Source organism: Mycobacterium sp. NGS24 (assembly GCF_059813065.1).
In genome coordinates, this window is sequence record NZ_JCALDW010000003.1 from 368976 (window position 1) to 385531 (window position 16556).

General features: G+C 68.1%; 15 protein-coding genes and 1 pseudogene. 9 read left to right on the forward strand and 7 right to left on the reverse strand.

What is annotated here, in order from left to right:
• Positions 1–21: 21 nt before the first annotated feature.
• The 5 genes and pseudogenes from AC5Y6Y_RS07245 to AC5Y6Y_RS07265 all read right to left on the reverse strand — a co-directional run bounded on the left by AC5Y6Y_RS07245 (position 22) and on the right by AC5Y6Y_RS07265 (position 3901).
• Positions 22–441 (reverse strand): SufE family protein, encoded by a 420-nt coding sequence (locus tag AC5Y6Y_RS07245; RefSeq protein ID WP_463828306.1) that lies wholly within the window; start codon positions 439–441, stop codon positions 22–24.
• A complete protein-coding gene (locus AC5Y6Y_RS07250; RefSeq protein WP_473139722.1) occupies positions 438–1343 on the reverse strand; it encodes a sulfurtransferase in 906 nt (301 codons plus the stop codon). The genes AC5Y6Y_RS07245 and AC5Y6Y_RS07250 overlap by 4 nt, the downstream gene beginning before the upstream one ends.
• Before the next feature lie 25 nt (positions 1344–1368).
• Positions 1369–2010 carry a Maf family protein gene (locus AC5Y6Y_RS07255; RefSeq protein WP_473139721.1) on the reverse strand — a complete coding sequence of 214 codons (642 nt, stop codon included), beginning with the start codon at positions 2008–2010 and terminating at the stop codon, positions 1369–1371.
• Positions 2007–2285, reverse strand: a pseudogene (locus AC5Y6Y_RS07260) (acyl-CoA carboxylase subunit epsilon); the annotation flags it as partial. The pseudogene AC5Y6Y_RS07260 and the gene AC5Y6Y_RS07255, both read right to left, overlap by 4 nt.
• On the reverse strand, positions 2261–3901 hold the full coding sequence (locus tag AC5Y6Y_RS07265; protein ID WP_463828303.1) for an acyl-CoA carboxylase subunit beta: 1641 nt from the start codon (positions 3899–3901) through the stop codon (positions 2261–2263). The gene AC5Y6Y_RS07265 and the pseudogene AC5Y6Y_RS07260, both read right to left, overlap by 25 nt.
• Positions 3902–3975: 74 nt before the next feature.
• Between AC5Y6Y_RS07265 and AC5Y6Y_RS07270 the strand changes: the two genes are divergently transcribed.
• From AC5Y6Y_RS07270 to AC5Y6Y_RS07280, 3 genes are all read left to right on the forward strand, one after another.
• Entirely contained in the window at positions 3976–5550 is a 1575-nt protein-coding gene (locus AC5Y6Y_RS07270) for an FAD-binding protein (RefSeq protein ID WP_463828302.1), read from the forward strand.
• Between the two features lie 138 nt (positions 5551–5688).
• Complete coding sequence (locus tag AC5Y6Y_RS07275) at positions 5689–6495, forward strand: biotin--[acetyl-CoA-carboxylase] ligase (RefSeq protein WP_463828301.1); 807 nt, start codon at positions 5689–5691, stop codon at positions 6493–6495.
• Between the two features lie 20 nt (positions 6496–6515).
• A complete protein-coding gene (locus AC5Y6Y_RS07280) occupies positions 6516–7034 on the forward strand; it encodes a PH domain-containing protein (RefSeq protein ID WP_463828300.1) in 519 nt (172 codons plus the stop codon).
• Here the strand turns inward: AC5Y6Y_RS07280 and AC5Y6Y_RS07285 are convergent.
• Positions 6989–7648, reverse strand: coding sequence for a GtrA family protein (locus AC5Y6Y_RS07285; RefSeq protein WP_463828299.1), 660 nt, complete (start codon positions 7646–7648; stop codon positions 6989–6991). The genes AC5Y6Y_RS07280 and AC5Y6Y_RS07285 overlap by 46 nt on opposite strands.
• Before the next feature lie 99 nt (positions 7649–7747).
• On the opposite strand from AC5Y6Y_RS07285, the gene AC5Y6Y_RS07290 reads away from it, so the two are divergent.
• From AC5Y6Y_RS07290 to AC5Y6Y_RS07315, 6 genes are all read left to right on the forward strand, one after another.
• Positions 7748–8977: a 5-(carboxyamino)imidazole ribonucleotide synthase gene (locus tag AC5Y6Y_RS07290; RefSeq protein ID WP_473139720.1), complete on the forward strand. Its 1230-nt coding sequence runs from the start codon at positions 7748–7750 to the stop codon at positions 8975–8977.
• Positions 8970–9485 (forward strand): 5-(carboxyamino)imidazole ribonucleotide mutase, encoded by a 516-nt coding sequence (gene purE / locus AC5Y6Y_RS07295; RefSeq protein WP_463828297.1) that lies wholly within the window; start codon positions 8970–8972, stop codon positions 9483–9485. The genes AC5Y6Y_RS07290 and purE overlap by 8 nt, the downstream gene beginning before the upstream one ends.
• Before the next feature lie 23 nt (positions 9486–9508).
• Positions 9509–10678: an acyl-CoA dehydrogenase gene (locus tag AC5Y6Y_RS07300; RefSeq protein WP_473139719.1), complete on the forward strand. Its 1170-nt coding sequence runs from the start codon at positions 9509–9511 to the stop codon at positions 10676–10678.
• A 285-nt stretch (positions 10679–10963) separates the two neighbouring features.
• Positions 10964–12136 carry a PP2C family protein-serine/threonine phosphatase gene (locus tag AC5Y6Y_RS07305; protein WP_473139718.1) on the forward strand — a complete coding sequence of 391 codons (1173 nt, stop codon included), beginning with the start codon at positions 10964–10966 and terminating at the stop codon, positions 12134–12136.
• A gap of 85 nt (positions 12137–12221) precedes the next feature.
• Positions 12222–13769: a sensor histidine kinase gene (locus AC5Y6Y_RS07310; protein ID WP_463828360.1), complete on the forward strand. Its 1548-nt coding sequence runs from the start codon at positions 12222–12224 to the stop codon at positions 13767–13769.
• A gap of 2 nt (positions 13770–13771) precedes the next feature.
• Entirely contained in the window at positions 13772–14212 is a 441-nt protein-coding gene (locus AC5Y6Y_RS07315) for a response regulator (RefSeq protein WP_463828359.1), read from the forward strand.
• On the opposite strand, the gene AC5Y6Y_RS07320 is transcribed toward AC5Y6Y_RS07315, so the two are convergent.
• Entirely contained in the window at positions 14185–16458 is a 2274-nt protein-coding gene (locus AC5Y6Y_RS07320) for a SulP family inorganic anion transporter (protein WP_473139717.1), read from the reverse strand. The two genes, AC5Y6Y_RS07315 and AC5Y6Y_RS07320, sit on opposite strands and share 28 nt — an antisense overlap.
• Between the last annotated feature and the right edge of the window lie 98 nt (positions 16459–16556).

Consider the following 16556-nt stretch of genomic DNA (forward strand, 5'->3'; position numbering starts at 1 on the left):
CCGGTGGAAACCGGTCTACCGTCACGCGGATTCGCGCAGCCGGCGCTTGATCCTGGCGAGCATCGCCGACATGCCGCGCAGCCGCAACGGGCTGATCAATTCGCCCAGCCCGAGGTCGGTGTAGAAGTCCTCCGGCACCGCCAGGATGTCGGCGGCGGGCTGTTCGTCGAGTCCGGTCGCCAGGATCGAGGCGAAGCCACGGGTGGTCGGAGCCTCGGCCGGCGCGCTGAAGTGCAATCGCACCCGATCCGGATCGCTGGCGTCGACATGCAGAAACAACGGCGACTGGCACTCGGGCACCGGCTCCATCGCAGACTCGGCCAGGTGCGCCGGAAGCGCCGGGAGTTCATTGGCGAACTCCAACAACAGCTGCAGCTTGTCCTGACCGTGCACGTCGGCGAAGTCGGACACCACCTCCGCCAGGGGCGCAGGCATGCTCATCCGGCGGGCGTCGTTGCCGGAGCCCGCCCAGGCTCGGGACCGCCGACGATCGGCACCCGCACGGTGTTGCCCCACTCGGTCCACGAGCCGTCGTAGTTGCGGACACCCGACTTGCCCAGCAGGTAGGTGAGCACGAACCAGGTGTGGCTGGACCGTTCACCGATGCGGCAATAGACGATGGTCTGGTCGTCCGGGTTCAGGAAACCGTAGAGCTCCTGGAGTTCCTCCGGACTGCGGAAGCGGCCGTTGTCGTCGGCTGCCTTGCCCCACGGAATCGAGCGCGCCGTGGGGATGTGGCCGCCTCGCAACGCCCCCTCCTCCGGGTAGTCGGGCATGTGGGTGCGCTTGCCGGTGTACTCGTCGGGAGAGCGCACGTCAATCAGCGGCTGGCTGCCCAGCGCCGCGAGGACGTCCTCCTTGAAGGCCCGGATGGGTGCGTCGTTGCGTTGCACGACGGGGTAGCCGGTCGAGGTCTTGGTCGGCACGTCCAGGGTGGTGTCGCGGCGTTCGGCGAGCCAGAGGTCGCGGCCGCCGTTGAGCAGGCGGACGTCGGGATGACCGAACAGGGTGAACACCCACAGCGCGTAGGCGGCCCACCAGTTGCTCTTGTCGCCGTAGATCACCACGGTGTCGTCGCGGGCGATGCCTTTGCTGTCCATCAGCGCGGCGAACTGCTCGCCGTCGATGTAGTCCCGGACCCGGGGATCGTTGAGGTCGGTGTGCCAGTCGATCTTGACGGCTCCGGGAATATGCCCGACGTCGTAGAGCAGCACGTCCTCGTCGGATTCGACGATCGCCAGGCCGGGTGCGCCGATGTTGGCCGACAACCAGTCGGCGGTGACAAGCCGTTCGGGATGGGCGTAGCCCGACAGGGTGGGGCTGGGATCTGGGGGAAGTGGCACGTCATCGAGCCTACCCAGTGCCTGGCTACGACGGGTTGGCCGACCACAACGCAGCCACCGACACCCCGCACCGGGTCAGCAGGGTGCGCAGCAGCGGCAGGCTGACCCCGATCACCGTCGACGGGTCGCCGTCGACGCCGTCCACGAACCAGCCGCCGAGTCCGTCCACCGTGAAGGCGCCCGCGACCCGCAGCGGCTCCCCGCTGGCCAGGTACGCCTCCAGATCCGCACTCGTCGGGGTGCCGAAATGCACTGTGGTGACCGATGTTTGGGCCTCGATCTGCATGACGGCATGGTTGCGCAGCCGGACCAGGCAATGCCCGGTGTGCAGGTGCCCGGCACGCCCGGCCATCGACTGCCACTGTCGGCGGGCGTCCTGGACCGACGCGGGCTTGCCACACAGCCGACCGTCGAGGTAGAGCATCGAATCGCAGCCGATCACCACGCAATCCGCGGTCACCTCAGGGTCGGTGAGCCGCGTCGTGACGTGTTCGGCCTTGGCGGTCGCCAAGGCTCGCACCACCTCGTCGGGTGCGGCGGCCGGACCCAGCGCCGCGATCAGCGCGTCCTCGTCGATGCCGGAGACCACCACCAGCGGGTCAACGCCCGCCTGGCGAAGCACCTGCAGCCGGCCGGAGGAGGCCGACCCGAGCACCAGCCGGGTCATCGACGCATGTGCGTCAATTCCTGCAGGGTGATGCGTTGCCAGCTGAAGACGGGGTAGCGCAGCTTGTCCACCGGCAGGCCCCAGCGGGCCGGCTCGGGTTTCGGCGGCGCCGTCTGACCGCCGATGCTGCCCAGCAGGGCGATCAGCGCCGCCAACTCCTGGTCGGTGGGGTGGCCTTTGACGATCCGGATGTGCGGCTCGTGCAGCAGCTGCGGCGCCTCGGGTGCCTCGGTCACGTCGCTCACCTCGCTCACAGGGGGATGTTTCCGTGCTTCTTCGGCGGCAACTGCGCGATCTTGCGCTCCAGCAGCCGCAGCGCCGTGCCGATGTACCCGCGGGTGTACGACGGCGGGATCACCGCGTCGACGTAGCCGCGCTCGGCGGCGATGTACGGGTTCACCAGGGTGTCCTCGTACTCCTGCTGCAACTGCAGCCGCAACGCGTCCACGTCCTCACCGTTCTGGGCCGCTTCCTTCAGCTTCTGCCGGTAGACGAAGCCCACCGCGCCGGAGGCGCCCATCACCGCGATCTGCGCCGTCGGCCACGCCAGGTTGACGTCGCAACCCATGTCCTTGGAGCCCATCACGCAGTACGCGCCGCCGTAGGCCTTCCGGGTGATGACGGTGATCTTGGGTACGGTCGCCTCGCCGTAGGCGTACAGCAGCTTGGCGCCGCGGCGGATGATGCCGTTGTATTCCTGACCGGTGCCGGGCAGGAAGCCGGGAACGTCGACCAGCATCACGATGGGGATGTTGAAGCAATCGCAGGTCCGCACGAAGCGGGCCGCCTTCTCCGAAGCGTTGATGTCCAGGCAGCCGGCGAACTGGGTGGGCTGGTTGGCCACGATCCCGACCGGCCGGCCGTCGATGCGGCCGAACCCGACGATGATGTTCTGCGCGTAACCCGCCTGGACCTCGAGGAACTCGTCGTCGTCGAGGATCCGGACGATCACCTCGTGCATGTCGTAGGGCTGGTTCGGTGAGTCCGGGATCAGGGTGTCCAGCTCGAGGTCCTCGTCGGTGAGGTTGTCCTCGATGGCCCCGACCGGCAGCGGGGCCGGCTCCCGGGGGGCGTCGGTGGCATTGTTGGGCGGCAGGTAGCTCAGCAGGTCGCGGACATAGTCGAAGGCGTCGTGCTCACCGGACGCCACGTAGTGCAGCGTGCCCGATTTCGCCATGTGGGTGTGGGCGCCGCCGAGTTCCTCCATGGTGACGTCCTCGCCGGTGACGGTCTTGATGACGTCGGGCCCGGTGATGAACATCTGGCTGGTCTGGTCGACCATGATCACGAAGTCGGTCAGGGCGGGGGAGTAGACGTGGCCACCGGCCGCGGCGCCCATGATCAGTGAGATCTGCGGGATCACGCCGGACGCCAGGATGTTGTTGCGGAAGATCCGGCTGTACAGACCCAGCGAGACGACGCCTTCCTGGATGCGGGCGCCGGCGCCGTCGTTGATGCCGATCAGCGGCCGGCCCGTTTTGATCGCCAACTCCTGGACCTTGACGATCTTCTCGCCGTAGACCTCGCCGAGGCTGCCGCCGAACACCGTGGCGTCCTGGCTGAAGATGCACACGTCGCGGCCCTCGATGGTGCCGTAGCCGGTGACCACACCGTCGCCGACCGGACGGTTGGCTTCCAGGCCGAAGTTCTTGCTGCGGTGTTTGGCCAGGGCGTCGAGTTCGACGAAGGATTCATCGTCGAGCAGCGCCGTGATGCGTTCGCGCGCAGTGAGTTTGCCCTTGGCGTGCACCTTCTCCACGGCGGTCTCGCCGACCGGGTGCAGCGACTCTTCGCGGCGCTTGTGCAACTCCGCGAGCTTGCCGGCGGTGGTGTGGATGTCGATGACGTGCTCGGCGGCGGGCTCGGCAGTGTGGTCGGCAACGCTTGTCATGGGAGTCGATGCTATCGGCAGACTCAGCCCGCCCGGTGGGAGGCCCTTAATATGCCCTTAAGTAGTCTCCGCTGATGGGCGACCATGCGGCGATCGAGTGGGCAGCCGAGACCGACGTAGTGGTCGCGGGCTCCGGCGGCGGGGGAGTGACCGGCGCGTACACCGCCGCCCGCGAGGGCCTCGACGTGCTGCTGGTCGAGTCCACCGAGCGGTTCGGCGGCACCACCGCCTACTCCGGCGGCGGCGGGGTGTGGTTTCCGTGCAATCCGGTGCTGCAGCGCGCCGGAACGGACGACACCATCGAGGACGCGCTCGCCTACTACCGCGCCGTCGTCGGCGACCGGACCCCGGTCGAGCTGCAGGAGACCTATGTGCGCGGCGGTGCGCCGCTGATCGAGTATCTGGAGCAGGACCCCGCCATCACGTTCGTGCCGCTGCCGTGGCCCGACTACTACGGCAGGGCGCCCAAGGCCCGGTTGGACGGCCAGCGGCACATCGCGGCCAAGCCGCTGAAGGTGGCCGCCGCCCCGGAACTGCGCGACGCCATCCGCGGGCCGCTGGACACCGACCGGCTCGGGGCGGCTACCCCGGCGGACTACTACGTCGGGGGCCGGGCGTTGATCGCGCGGTTCCTGACGGCGATCAAGCAGTACCCGAACGCGTCGCTGCGACGCGACACGGCGCTGGTCGAACTCGTGGTGTCCGACGGTGAGGTGGTGGGGGCCATCGTGGACAGCTGGGGCGAACGCACGGCCATTCGCGCCCGGCGGGGAGTGTTGCTGGCCGCCGGTGGTTTCGAAGGTAACGACGAGCTGCGCCGCCGGTACGGCGTGCCCGGCCACGCCCGGGACACGATGGGCGGGCCCGGCAGCCTCGGGCAGGCGCTGCAGGCCGGCATCGCCGTCGGCGCCGACACCGACCTGCTGGACCAGGCCTGGTGGTCGCCGGGCATGACGCACCCCGACGGCCGTTCGGCGTTCGCGCTGTGGTTCACCGGCGGCATCTTCGTCAACCAGGACGGCAACCGCTTCGTCAACGAGTCCCGGGCCTACGACCGGGCCGGCCGGGAGATCATCGCCCAGTTGCAGGACGGCTCGATGACGCTGCCGTACTGGATGATCTACGACGATCGGGAAGGCGAGGTGCCGCCGGTCAAGGCGGCCAACGTGTCGATCGTCGAGACGCAGAAGTACGTCGCGGCCGGGTTGTGGCACAGCGCCGACACCCTGGCGGAGCTGGCCGCCAAGATCGGGGTGCCACCGGCCGCGCTGGTGGCGACGGTGGCCCGGTTCAACGAATTCGCCGCGGCGGGTGTCGACCAGGACTTCGGACGCGGTGACGAAGCGTTCGACCGCGCCTTCTCCGGCGGGGCCTCGCCCTTGGTGCCGATCGACACGCCGCCGTATCACGCTGCGGCCTTTGGCATCTCGGATCTGGGCACCAAGGGCGGGTTGCGCACCGATGCCGCCGCGCGGGTGCTCGACACGGCGGGCAACCCGATCCCGGGCCTGTACGCCGCCGGCAACACGATGGCCGCGCCGAGCGGCCTGGCCTACCCCGGCGGGGGTAACCCGATCGGGACCAGCATGCTGTTCAGTCACCTCGCGGTGCGGGACATGCTGCAGCGCAGCGGGAGCCTGCGGCGTTGAGCGTGAGCTCTGGGCGGCAATTTCACGTTTTTCCCGCCCAGGCTGCACCCGCGACGCCCACGATTCACACCAGATGGCGCGGTGCGGGACATGCTGCAGCGCGCCCGGAGCGGACCGGCCGCGTCTTAAGCTGAGCCGATGACCGACTCCGATCAGCCGGCCCTCGACGAAGCCGCCTTGCGCGCCGACGTGCTCGGCGACTCCTACTGGCGGCACCTCGACGTCGTCGCCCAGACCGGGTCCACCAACGCCGACCTGCTGGCCCGCGCGTCGTCAGGCACCGACATCGACGGCGCGGTGCTGATCGCCGAGCAGCAGACCTCCGGACGTGGCCGCCACGGCCGGCAATGGTCGGCCGCGCCGCGCGGACAGATCGCGCTGTCGGTGGGAGTGCGGGTGGACGACGTGCCCACCGCCGGGTGGGGTTGGTTGTCGCTGGCCACCGGGCTGGCGGTGGTTGATGCGGTGGCCTCCGTCAGCCCCGTGGAAGCGGGCCTGAAATGGCCGAATGACGTGCTGGCCGGCGGCGGCAAACTGGCCGGCATCCTGGTCGAGGTGACCCAGCCGTTCGCGGTGATCGGCATCGGCGTCAACGTGACCGAGGCGCCCCCGGACGTCGGGGCGACCTCACTGCGGGCTGAGGGCGTCGCGCAGCCCGACCGCGACCTCCTGGTCCGCCGGCTGCTGCGGGACCTCGGGGAGCGCATCGCCGCCTGGCGCGAAGCACGGGGAGCCGACCCCCGGCTGGCCATTGACTACCGGGCCCGCAGTCTCACGCTGGGATCCCGGGTGCGGGCCGAACTCCCCGGTGGCAGCGACGTCGTCGGGATCGCGCGGGATATCGACGACCACGGCCGGTTGATGCTGGAAACCTGGGACAGCAATTCCGGCAAATCGGGTCAGCTGGTCGTGGTGTCGGCCGGCGACGTCATCCATTTGCGCTGACGCAGCGATAGGTTTGTGCCATGGGCTATCCGGACAATGCACTGGCCAAGGGCGAGAAGGTGGTCCTGCACCGCCATCCGCATTGGAAGCGACTGATCCTCCCGGTGCTGGTGCTGATCCTGGTGACCGGCCTGGCCGCGCTGGGGTCCGGCGCCCTGGAGTCGACGCCGTGGCAGCCGCTGACCAAGAAAATCATCTACGGCGTCATCTGGGGCGGCTGGCTGATCATCGTCGGCTGGCTCACGGTGTGGCCGATCCTGACCTGGCTGACCACTCATTTCGTGGTGACCAACCGGCGGGTGATGTACCGGCACGGCGTGCTGACCCGAAGCGGTATCGACATTCCGCTGGCCCGGATCAACAGCGTGGAGTTCCGGGACAGGGTATTCGAGCGGATGTTCCGCACCGGGACGCTGATCATCGAGTCGGCGTCCCAGGACCCGTTGGAGTTCTACAACATTCCGCGGCTACGCGAGGTGCACGCGCTGCTGTATCACGAAGTCTTCGACACCCTGGGGTCCGAGGAATCGCCCAGCTGAGCTGTCCTCGACCGGCGGTTGCGCCACGACTTCAACAACGTGACGTTGCCGTCTTCCAGCTCGTCCTCGAACACTTCGGCGATCCCGCCCGCGGTCAGCGCCGACTCCAGCGCCTTCTCCGGGTCGCGGGCGAACGCGTCCGGGAACACCCAGCGCCGGAAAGCCCAGAACCGGAACGCCATCTGCAGCAGATTGCCGATGATGTACGCCGAGAGAAAGTCGGCGAGGTTCTCCATCGTCAGGGACACGTTCGGCACCCGCAGTTCCAGCACGTAGCTGGAGAACCACAGTGGCGCCATGCTGAGCAACACACCTACGCCGCTGAACGCGAAGAACAGCAGCGCCTCGTGGTGCCGTTCGCGCCCACCGCGGTTACGGAAGCTCCATTCGCGGTTCAAGATGTAGGACGCGATGACCGCTACGATGCCTGCGATCACTTTCGCCGTCACCGGCTTGGACTCGAGGATGGTCAGCTTCAGCGTGTAGAAGATCGCCGAGTCGATGATGAACGTGGTGCCGCCGACAATGGCAAATTTGATCAGCTCATGGTGGCGCATCGCAAAGGGCTGGACCACCCCGGGGAGGCGCGCAATTGTGGCATCGGCGAAGGACACAGCACGCCAGTCTACGGATGATCTCGAAATAGGCGCAAAATGATACATAACAATTTGGCACAACTCCCGGTAAACACGCCGGTCAGGTGCCATGACAACATGATGGCCGTGTCCAGACCCCGCACCCCGCTGGTAGCCATGGTCGGCGGTGGTCAACTTGCCCGGATGACGCACCAGGCCGCCATCGCGCTCGGACAGAGTTTGCGCGTGCTGGCTAATTCGGCGGACGACCCGGCCGCCCAGGTCAGCCCCGACGTGGTGATCGGTTCGCACACCGACCTGGCAGACCTGCGCCGGGTGGCCGCCGGCGCGGCCGCGCTGACGTTCGACCACGAACACGTGCCGAATGAGCTGCTGGAGAAGCTGGTCGCCGAGGGCGTGAACGTGGCGCCACCGCCGCAGGCCCTGATGCACGCCCAGGACAAGCTGGTGATGCGGCGACGGTTGGAGCTGCTGGGCGCGCCGGTGCCGCGGTACATCGGCATCGAGACCGCCGAGGGTCTGGCCGAGCTGGACCGGTTCGCCGCGCGGATCGGAGGTCCGCTGGTGGTGAAGGCGGCCCGCGGCGGTTATGACGGCCGCGGTGTGGCGATGGCGGCTGATCTTGCGCATGCCCGCGAGTTCGCCGCTGAGTACCTGGCCGGCGGGGTGCCGGTGCTGGTCGAGGAGCGGGTGGCGCTGCGCCGGGAACTGTCCGCGCTGGTGGCCCGCTCACCGTTCGGGCAGGGCGCGGCATGGCCGGTGGTGGAGACGGTGCAGCGCGACGGCATCTGCGTCCAGGTGATCGCGCCCGCGCCGGACCTGGCCACCGGCGTGGCGTCCGCCGCCCAGCAGTTGGCGCTGCGGTTGGCCGGGGAACTGGGTGTGGTCGGGGTGCTCGCGGTGGAGCTGTTCGAGACCACCGACGGTTCTCTGGTGGTCAACGAGCTGGCGATGCGGCCGCACAATTCCGGGCACTGGACCATGGACGGCTCCCTGACCAGCCAGTTCGAGCAGCATTTGCGGGCGGTGCTGGACTACCCGCTCGGTGACACCGACGCCGTGGCGCCGGTGACGGTGATGGCCAACGTGCTGGGGGCCGCCCAGACACCGGCCATGTCCATCGATGAGCGTCTGCATCACCTGTTCGCCCGGATGCCGGACGCGCAGGTGCATCTGTACGGCAAGGCCGAGCGCGCCGGCCGCAAGGTCGGGCACATCAACTTCGTCGGCCGGCGCGCGACCGGTCCCGATGGCGTGGCCGGCCTGCGGGAACGCGCCGAGCTGGCAGCACACTGGTTGGCGCACGCGCAGTGGACGGACGGATGGGATGGGCACGCCGATGACTGAGCAACCCCGGGCACCCAGGGTCGGGGTGATCATGGGCAGCGACAGCGACTGGACGGTCATGCAGGAGGCCGCCCAGGCGCTGGCCGAGTTCGACATCCCGCACGAGGTACGGGTGGTCTCGGCGCACCGCACGCCCGCGGTGATGTTCGATTACGCCCGGCAGGCCGCGGACCGCGGCATCGAGGTGATCGTCGCGGGTGCGGGCGGTGCCGCGCATCTGCCGGGCATGGTGGCCGCGGCCACGCCGCTGCCGGTGATCGGCGTCCCGGTGCCGCTGGCTCGGCTGGACGGGCTCGACTCGTTGCTGTCGATCGTGCAGATGCCGGCCGGGGTCCCGGTGGCGACGGTGTCGATCGGCGGCGCGCGTAACGCCGGGTTGTTGGCGGTGCGGATGCTGGGTGCAGCGGACCCGCAGCTGCGGGCGCGGGTGGTGGCGTTTCAGGATCAGCTGGCCGAGACGGTCGCGGCCAAGGATGCGGCGCTGCAGAGTAAAGTTACCGATCAGTAGCAAGAGGTCTTAGGAGGCTGGCGATGGCTGGATGGGCCGGAAATCCGTCGTTCGATCTGTTCCAACTACCCGAGGAGCACCAGGAGCTGCGCGCCGCGATCCGCGCGCTTGCGGAGAAGGAAATCGCTCCGCACGCCGCCGATGTGGACGAGAACTCCCGGTTCCCGCAGGAGGCGCTGGACGCGCTGAACGCCTCGGGCTTCAACGCCGTGCACGTCCCGGAGGAATACGGCGGTCAGGGCGCGGACTCGGTGGCGGCCTGCATCGTCATCGAGGAAGTCGCCCGCGTCGACGCGTCGGCGTCGCTGATCCCGGCGGTCAACAAGCTGGGCACCATGGGCTTGATCCTGCGTGGATCGGACGAGCTGAAGAAGCAGGTCCTGCCGTCCATCGCCGCCGGGGAGGCCATGGCGTCCTACGCGCTGAGCGAACGCGAGGCCGGCTCGGATGCCGCCTCGATGCGGACCCGGGCCAAGGCCGACGGCGACGACTGGATCCTCAACGGCGCCAAAGCGTGGATCACCAACGGCGGCAAGTCATCCTGGTACACCGTGATGGCCGTGACCGACCCGGACAAGGGGGCCAACGGCATCTCGGCGTTCATGGTGCACATCGACGACGAGGGCTTCGTCGTCGGCCCCAAGGAACGCAAGCTGGGCATCAAGGGCTCGCCGACCACCGAGTTGTACTTCGAGAACTGCCGCGTCCCCGGCGACCGGATGATCGGCGACCCGGGTACGGGATTCAAGACCGCGCTGGCCACCTTGGACCACACCCGTCCGACCATCGGCGCCCAGGCCGTGGGCATCGCGCAGGGCGCGCTGGACGCGGCCATCGCCTACACCAAGGACCGCAAGCAGTTCGGTCAGTCGATCAGCAGCTTCCAGGCCGTGCAGTTCATGATCGCCGACATGGCGATGAAGGTGGAGTCCGCGCGGCTGATGGTGTACAGCGCCGCCGCCCGCGCCGAGCGCGGCGAGGGAAATCTGGGTTTCATCTCCGCGGCGTCGAAGTGCCTGGCATCCGACGTGGCGATGGAGGTGACCACCGACGCCGTACAGCTTTTCGGCGGCGCCGGGTACACCGTCGACTTCCCGGTGGAACGGATGATGCGCGACGCCAAAATCACCCAGATCTATGAGGGCACCAACCAGATTCAGCGGGTTGTGATGTCCCGGGCGTTGCTGCGCTGAGCGTTATCCACCGGTGCGCATATAGTTTGTCCGAACTGGGCAGAAAGCCCGTCGCCATTGCATAGGATCCACTGACGATCGAGTCCACGCGATTGAGAAGCCAGTCGTGGTGGACGCGCCAACGTGTAGGCCTGTGTCGGCGCGCCGGCCGGGTGCCGATGCGTCGTACGACGACCACATGACGTGGTGCCACTGTTGCCCTGGGGAGCCGAATTTGGTGAGAAACGTAGGTCCGCGCCCGCCGGGGGCGGGGACTTGACGGTGCCGGGTTCCCTGCCGGGCTCTATGGTGCCGGCGGACAGCTGGCAGGCCCTGTCCCTGCTGCTGGTCGAAGACGACCGGGCCGACGCGGTACTGGTCGAAGAGCTGATCACCGATGCGGTCGCCGACATCGAAGTGGTGTGGGCCCAGTCGATGGCGCACGCCGAACGCGAGTTGGCCGCCGCCCGGCCCGACTGCGTGCTGCTGGATCTGAACCTGCCCGACGCCAACGGGATCGACGCGCTGGACCGCATCCTGCGCAGTGATGCCACCGTCCCGATCGTGGTGCTCACCGGACTGAACGACGAGTACTTCGGCGCCTCCGCGGTCGCCGCCGGCGCCCAGGACTACCTGGTCAAGGGGCGCGTTGAGCCGGAGATGCTGCGACGCGCGCTGCTCTATGCGATCGAGCGCAAACGCGCCGAGCTGATCGCCGCGGACCTGCACGCCAGCGAACTACGGGCGCGGGAGAACGCGCTGCTCGAACGCGGCTTGCTGCCGTCCCCGCTGCTGCTGGAGCGGCCCTGCGTGGAAATCGTGACCCGGTACCGGCCCAGCCGGGAGAACGCGTTGCTCTGCGGCGACTTCTACGACGTGGTCCAGACGCCCGACGGCGTCACCCACGTGCTGATCGGCGACGTCGCCGGGCATGGCCCGGATGAGGCGGCTCTGGGTGCGGCGCTGCGGATCGCTTGGCGCACATTGACTTTCACCGGCATTCACGGTGTGGACCAGATGCGCCAGCTGGAGCGGGTGCTGCACGCCGAGCGCGCCGAGAACGGTGTCTTCGCCACGGTGCTGAGCCTGGCGATACCGCCCGAGCCTGCACCGATCACCGCGGTCCGGGCCGGCCATCCGGGGATGCTGCTGCACGGCCCGGGATCGGTGGAGTGGATCGAGCCGCCCTACGGTCCCGCGCTGGGACTGCACAGCACCGACTGGCCCTTGCACGAATTGACCCTGCCCGCCGGGCACGGCCTGCTGCTGCTGACCGACGGCCTCTTCGAGGGCTATGCGGGGCCGGGCGGGCGGCGACTCGGCGAGGACGGCCTGCTGACGCTGGCGCGAGGACATGCGGGACTGTCGGGCCCGGAGTTCGTCGACGCCCTCATCGACGGTGCGGAAGAACTCGCCCGCAGCATGGGCGGCTTGAGCGACGACATCGCGGTGGTGCGCGTCGAACGGACGACCCGGTGACGGCCTCGTGAGGAACGACGCGCGGGGCACGCTGCCCAAGGCGCAGCTCACCGTCCGGGGCTGGCTGGTGTACGTGCTGGCCACGATGGGCGTGCTGGTGCTGGTGGGTGCCGTGATCGGCAGCTTGCTGCTGGACCGCACCGACGAGGTGTCGCGTTCGCTGCGCGACGACATCCAGCCGTCGCGGGTGGCGGCCGCCCAGTTGCAGTCGGCGTTGCGCGATCAGGAGACGGGCCTGCGGGGCTATCTGATCTCCGCCGATCCGCAGTTCCTCACCCCGTACTACGACGGGATACGCGCCGAACAGGCGGCCTCGCAGGACATTCGGCAGCGCCTGGTGCGACGGCCCGATCTGATCGCCGACCTGGAAGCCGTCGAGACGACCGCGGCCAGGTGGCGTCACGACTACGCGGAGCCACTGATTTCCCGGGTCACTCCGCACGTGGCGGCGGTGGTGCCCAATGCCACGGCGGCCCTGGGCAAGTCCGACTTCGACCACCTGCGCGCTCTCTTCGATGCGCAGAATGCCCATCTGACCGCGGCCCGCGACGGCGGCGCCGCCCGACTCGAGCGCATGAACGACTGGCGGGACCGGGTGCTGGGCGGGATGGTGCTGGTGTTCATCGCCACCGCCGCGTTGTTGGGCCTGCTGGTGCAGCGTGCGGTCACCCGTCCGCTGGCCGCGCTGGCCGCCTCGTGCCGGTCTATCACCGACGGCCATTTCACCGAGACCATCGAGCCGCCGCGTCGGCCCGCCGACATCCGCGGCATGGCCGTCGATGTGGAGAACATGCGGCAGGGAATCGTGCTCGCGTTGGAAGATTCCCAGATCGCCCAGGCCCAGCTGGACGAGCAGGCCAGCGATCTGCGCCGGTCGAACGCCGAACTGGAGCAGTTCGCCTATGTCGCGTCCCACGATCTGCAGGAACCGCTGCGAAAGGTCGCCTCGTTCTGTCAGTTGCTCGAGCGGCGGTATGCGGACAAGCTCGACGCCCGCGGTGTGGAATACATCAACTTCGCTGTGGACGGCGCCAAGCGCATGCAGGTGCTGATCAACGACCTGCTCAGCTTCTCCCGGGTGGGCCGGCTCAACACCAAGTACACCGCCGTCGAGCTCGACACCGCACTTGATTCGGCGGTGGCCAACCTCGCGGTCGCGATCGAGGAATCGCAGGCCGAGATCGTCCGGCTGAACCCGCGTCTGCCCCAGGTGTACGGCGACCCGACGCTGCTGACCATGCTGTGGCAGAACCTGATCGGCAATGCGGTGAAGTTCCGCCGGGAAGACCTCGCGCCCCGGATCGTCATCGACTGCCAACGCGGCACCGGCAACCGGCAGGGTTTCTGGCTGCTCAGCGTCGCCGACAACGGCATCGGTATTCCGCCGGAGTTCGTCGACAAGGTCTTCATCATCTTCCAGCGCCTGCACGGTCGCGACGCCTATGGTGGAACGGGACTCGGGCTCGCGTTATGCAAGAAGATCGTCGAACATCACGGCGGCACCGTGTGGATCGACACCTCGTATACCGAAGGGACACGGTTCGAGTTCACCCTGCCGATCGTCGAGTCCAACGGGGGGGCCGGCGCGGCGGTCCAACAGAGCTTGGTCACTGCAGAAGGAGCACGCGAATGATGATGATGGCACCCGGTCGGGCGATCGACATCCTGCTGGTCGAGGACGACCCGGGAGACGAACTCATCACCCGAGAAGCCTTCGAGCACAACAAGCTCAACAACCGGTTGCATGTGGCGCGCGATGGTGAGGAAGGGCTGAACTACCTCTACAAGCGCGGCGCCTACGAGCACGCGCCGCGGCCCGACCTCATCCTGCTCGACCTGAACCTGCCGAAATACGACGGCCGGCAACTGCTGCAGAAGATCAAGTCCGATCCCGAGCTGTGCCGGATTCCGGTCGTGGTGCTGACCACGTCTTCGGCGGAGGAAGACATCCTGCGCAGCTACAAGCTGCACGCCAACGCCTACGTCACCAAGCCGGTGGACCTCGACCAGTTCATGAACGCGGTCCGGCAGATCGACGAGTTCTTCCTTCAGGTCGTGCGGCTGCCCAACGGCTGAGCCATCGCGTCGGCGGACTCGGCGGCGTGCACGATGCCGTCCCGGTCGATCACGTGCACGTGCACCGTGGCGAAGTCGAAGAAGATGCCGACCACTTGTATCGCGCCCGACTCCAGCGCGGGCACCAGGATCGGGTTCCGGCTCAGCCGGTCCACCTGCATTGCGATGTTCACGATCGCCAGCTGGTCGACGTCGCTGAACCGGAAGCCGTTGGACGTGCTGCTCACCCGGGCCGTGTGATGGTTGCGGTAGGCGTCCAGACTCTCCTGGGCGTACTCCAGCCAGCGGCCGATCGCAGTGCCGGGGTCGACAGACGTGCCGTCCAGCAGCACCTGCATCGCGCGGCACGACGAATGACCGCAGACCACCACCGATGTCACGCCCAGCCGGTTGACCGCGAAGTCCAGCGCGGCGTCCACCGAGCGATCGGCGGGATCGTCGGGCACCAGGTTGCCGACATTGCGGACGATGTAAAGGTCCCCGGGCCGGCTGGCGGTGATGGTGTCCGGCAGAATCCGGGAATCCGCGCAGGTCAGGAACAGGGTGTCCGGGTTGGTCGAATCGGTCAACTCCGAGACGTGGTGGTGCAGGTGCGGCACGCCGCTGCGGTGATATTCCTCGACGCCGTCGAGGATCGACACGTCGGACCGATCTCCGTTGCGGTCCCGGCGTGACGTCCACGGGACTTCCCGCAACGAGCCCGACTTGAAGTGGCGTTTCGGTGGCCTGGTGTGCGCGGTGGACAGGTTCGCCGGTGAGATCTCATTGATTCGGACCCGCCCGCCGGTGGCTTCGTGGCTGGTCTTCCAGTCTGAGATGGCCTCCGAGATGGAATGGTCGATGTAGTCGGCGTTGAGGTTCAGCGTGACGTCAGAACCCTTCGGCAACGTGGACAGCACGCCCGTCAGGCGCGGCATCAGCAGGAAGCTGAGCGTGCCGTCGATGTCGACGCGCCACTCTTTGGTCTCGTCGCCCACCGGGCGGGCTTCGATGGGGGCCCGTACCACGCGCACCAGCAGGAAGCCGATCGCCACGGCCAAGCCGATCGCCACACCCTCGAGCAGGTTGAGGAACACCACGCACACGATGGTGATGCTGTAGATGACGGCGTTCCCGGTGCGCCAGGCCAACTGGACGTGGGCCAGTTTGACCAGCTGCAAACCGATCACGATGAGCAGGCCGGCCAGGGCAGCGGTGGGGATCAGCTTGACCAGGTCGGTGAACAGCGAGGCGAACAGCAACACCCACACGCCGTGCAGGATCGCCGACATCCGGGTCCGGGCACCGGCGGCCACGTTGGCCGAACTGCGCACGATGACGCCGGTGATGGGCAATCCGCCGAGCAGACCGGACAGCATGTTTGCGCTGCCCTGCCCGATCATCTCCCGGTTGAAGTTGGTGCGCGGACCGCTGTGCAGCTTGTCGACCCCGACCGCGCAGAGCAGCGACTCCACGCTGGCGATCAGCGCAATGGTCAGGACGCCGAAGACGATGGTGCTGATCTCGGTGGTCCAGGTCGGCCTGCCCGGTTCCGGAAGCTGGGGCAGGCCGATGGCGTCGAAGAAGCTGCCCTGCAGATTGATGCGCTCCACATCGAGGCCGACCACCCTGGCCAGGATCGTCGCAGCCACGATGGCCACCAGGGCGCCGGGAACCATCCGCACTTTCGGCGGCAGCTTGCCCCACGCCAACAGGATGACGATGACCGTGCCGCCGACGATCACCTCGTGCAGTTCGTGGTGCAGGATCCCGTTGGGGATCGCGATCAGGTTCTGCCACGCCGAGCTGAACGATTTGCCGCCGATCAGCACATGGAACTGCTGCAGCACGATGGTGATGCCGATACCCGCGAGCATGGCGTGCACGACGACGGGAGCGATCGCCAGCGCGGCGCGCGCCATCCGGCTCACGCCGAACAGGATCTGCAGCACACCGGCCGCCAGGGTCATCATGCACAACATCTCGAACCCGAGATGTTCGATCAGCTCGGCGACCACCACGGTCAGGCCCGCAGCCGGGCCGCTGACCTGAACCGAAGAACCACCCAGCGCGCCGGCGACGATACCGCCGACCACCGCGGCGATCAGCCCCGCGGCGAGCGGGGCGCCGGAGGCGATCGCGATTCCCAGCGACAGCGGCAGCGCGACCAGGAACACGACCATGGATGCCGGGAGGTCATGGCGCAAATTAGTCAGGAGGCCGCCGGACTCCGGCGCCGCAGCGGAACCGGTGGTGGTGCTGCTCATAGGACTCCTCAGAACCCGGCCGTCTGGACAGTCAGCGGACCGATGCGACCGCCGCTCGCCGGCGACCTTTCACGACCGGGGTGAACACGGCCTGTCCG

What these genes read in the sequence shown, in the direction of transcription:
- AC5Y6Y_RS07300 (WP_473139719.1), top strand. Translation starts at nt 9,509, where the DNA reads ATGGCTGGATGGGCCGGAAATCCGTCGTTCGATCTGTTCCAACTACCC.
- purE (WP_463828297.1), top strand. Translation starts at nt 8,970, where the DNA reads ATGACTGAGCAACCCCGGGCACCCAGGGTCGGGGTGATCATGGGCAGC.
- AC5Y6Y_RS07280 (WP_463828300.1), top strand. Translation starts at nt 6,516, where the DNA reads ATGGGCTATCCGGACAATGCACTGGCCAAGGGCGAGAAGGTGGTCCTG.
- AC5Y6Y_RS07270 (WP_463828302.1), top strand. Translation starts at nt 3,976, where the DNA reads ATGGGCGACCATGCGGCGATCGAGTGGGCAGCCGAGACCGACGTAGTG.
- AC5Y6Y_RS07290 (WP_473139720.1), top strand. Translation starts at nt 7,748, where the DNA reads ATGATGGCCGTGTCCAGACCCCGCACCCCGCTGGTAGCCATGGTCGGC.
- AC5Y6Y_RS07245 (WP_463828306.1), bottom strand. Translation starts at nt 441, where the DNA reads ATGAGCATGCCTGCGCCCCTGGCGGAGGTGGTGTCCGACTTCGCCGAC.
- AC5Y6Y_RS07275 (WP_463828301.1), top strand. Translation starts at nt 5,689, where the DNA reads ATGACCGACTCCGATCAGCCGGCCCTCGACGAAGCCGCCTTGCGCGCC.
- AC5Y6Y_RS07255 (WP_473139721.1), bottom strand. Translation starts at nt 2,010, where the DNA reads ATGACCCGGCTGGTGCTCGGGTCGGCCTCCTCCGGCCGGCTGCAGGTG.
- AC5Y6Y_RS07315 (WP_463828359.1), top strand. Translation starts at nt 13,772, where the DNA reads ATGATGGCACCCGGTCGGGCGATCGACATCCTGCTGGTCGAGGACGAC.
- AC5Y6Y_RS07310 (WP_463828360.1), top strand. Translation starts at nt 12,222, where the DNA reads ATGGGCGTGCTGGTGCTGGTGGGTGCCGTGATCGGCAGCTTGCTGCTG.
- AC5Y6Y_RS07305 (WP_473139718.1), top strand. Translation starts at nt 10,964, where the DNA reads ATGGTGCCGGCGGACAGCTGGCAGGCCCTGTCCCTGCTGCTGGTCGAA.
- AC5Y6Y_RS07320 (WP_473139717.1), bottom strand. Translation starts at nt 16,458, where the DNA reads ATGAGCAGCACCACCACCGGTTCCGCTGCGGCGCCGGAGTCCGGCGGC.
- AC5Y6Y_RS07265 (WP_463828303.1), bottom strand. Translation starts at nt 3,901, where the DNA reads ATGACAAGCGTTGCCGACCACACTGCCGAGCCCGCCGCCGAGCACGTC.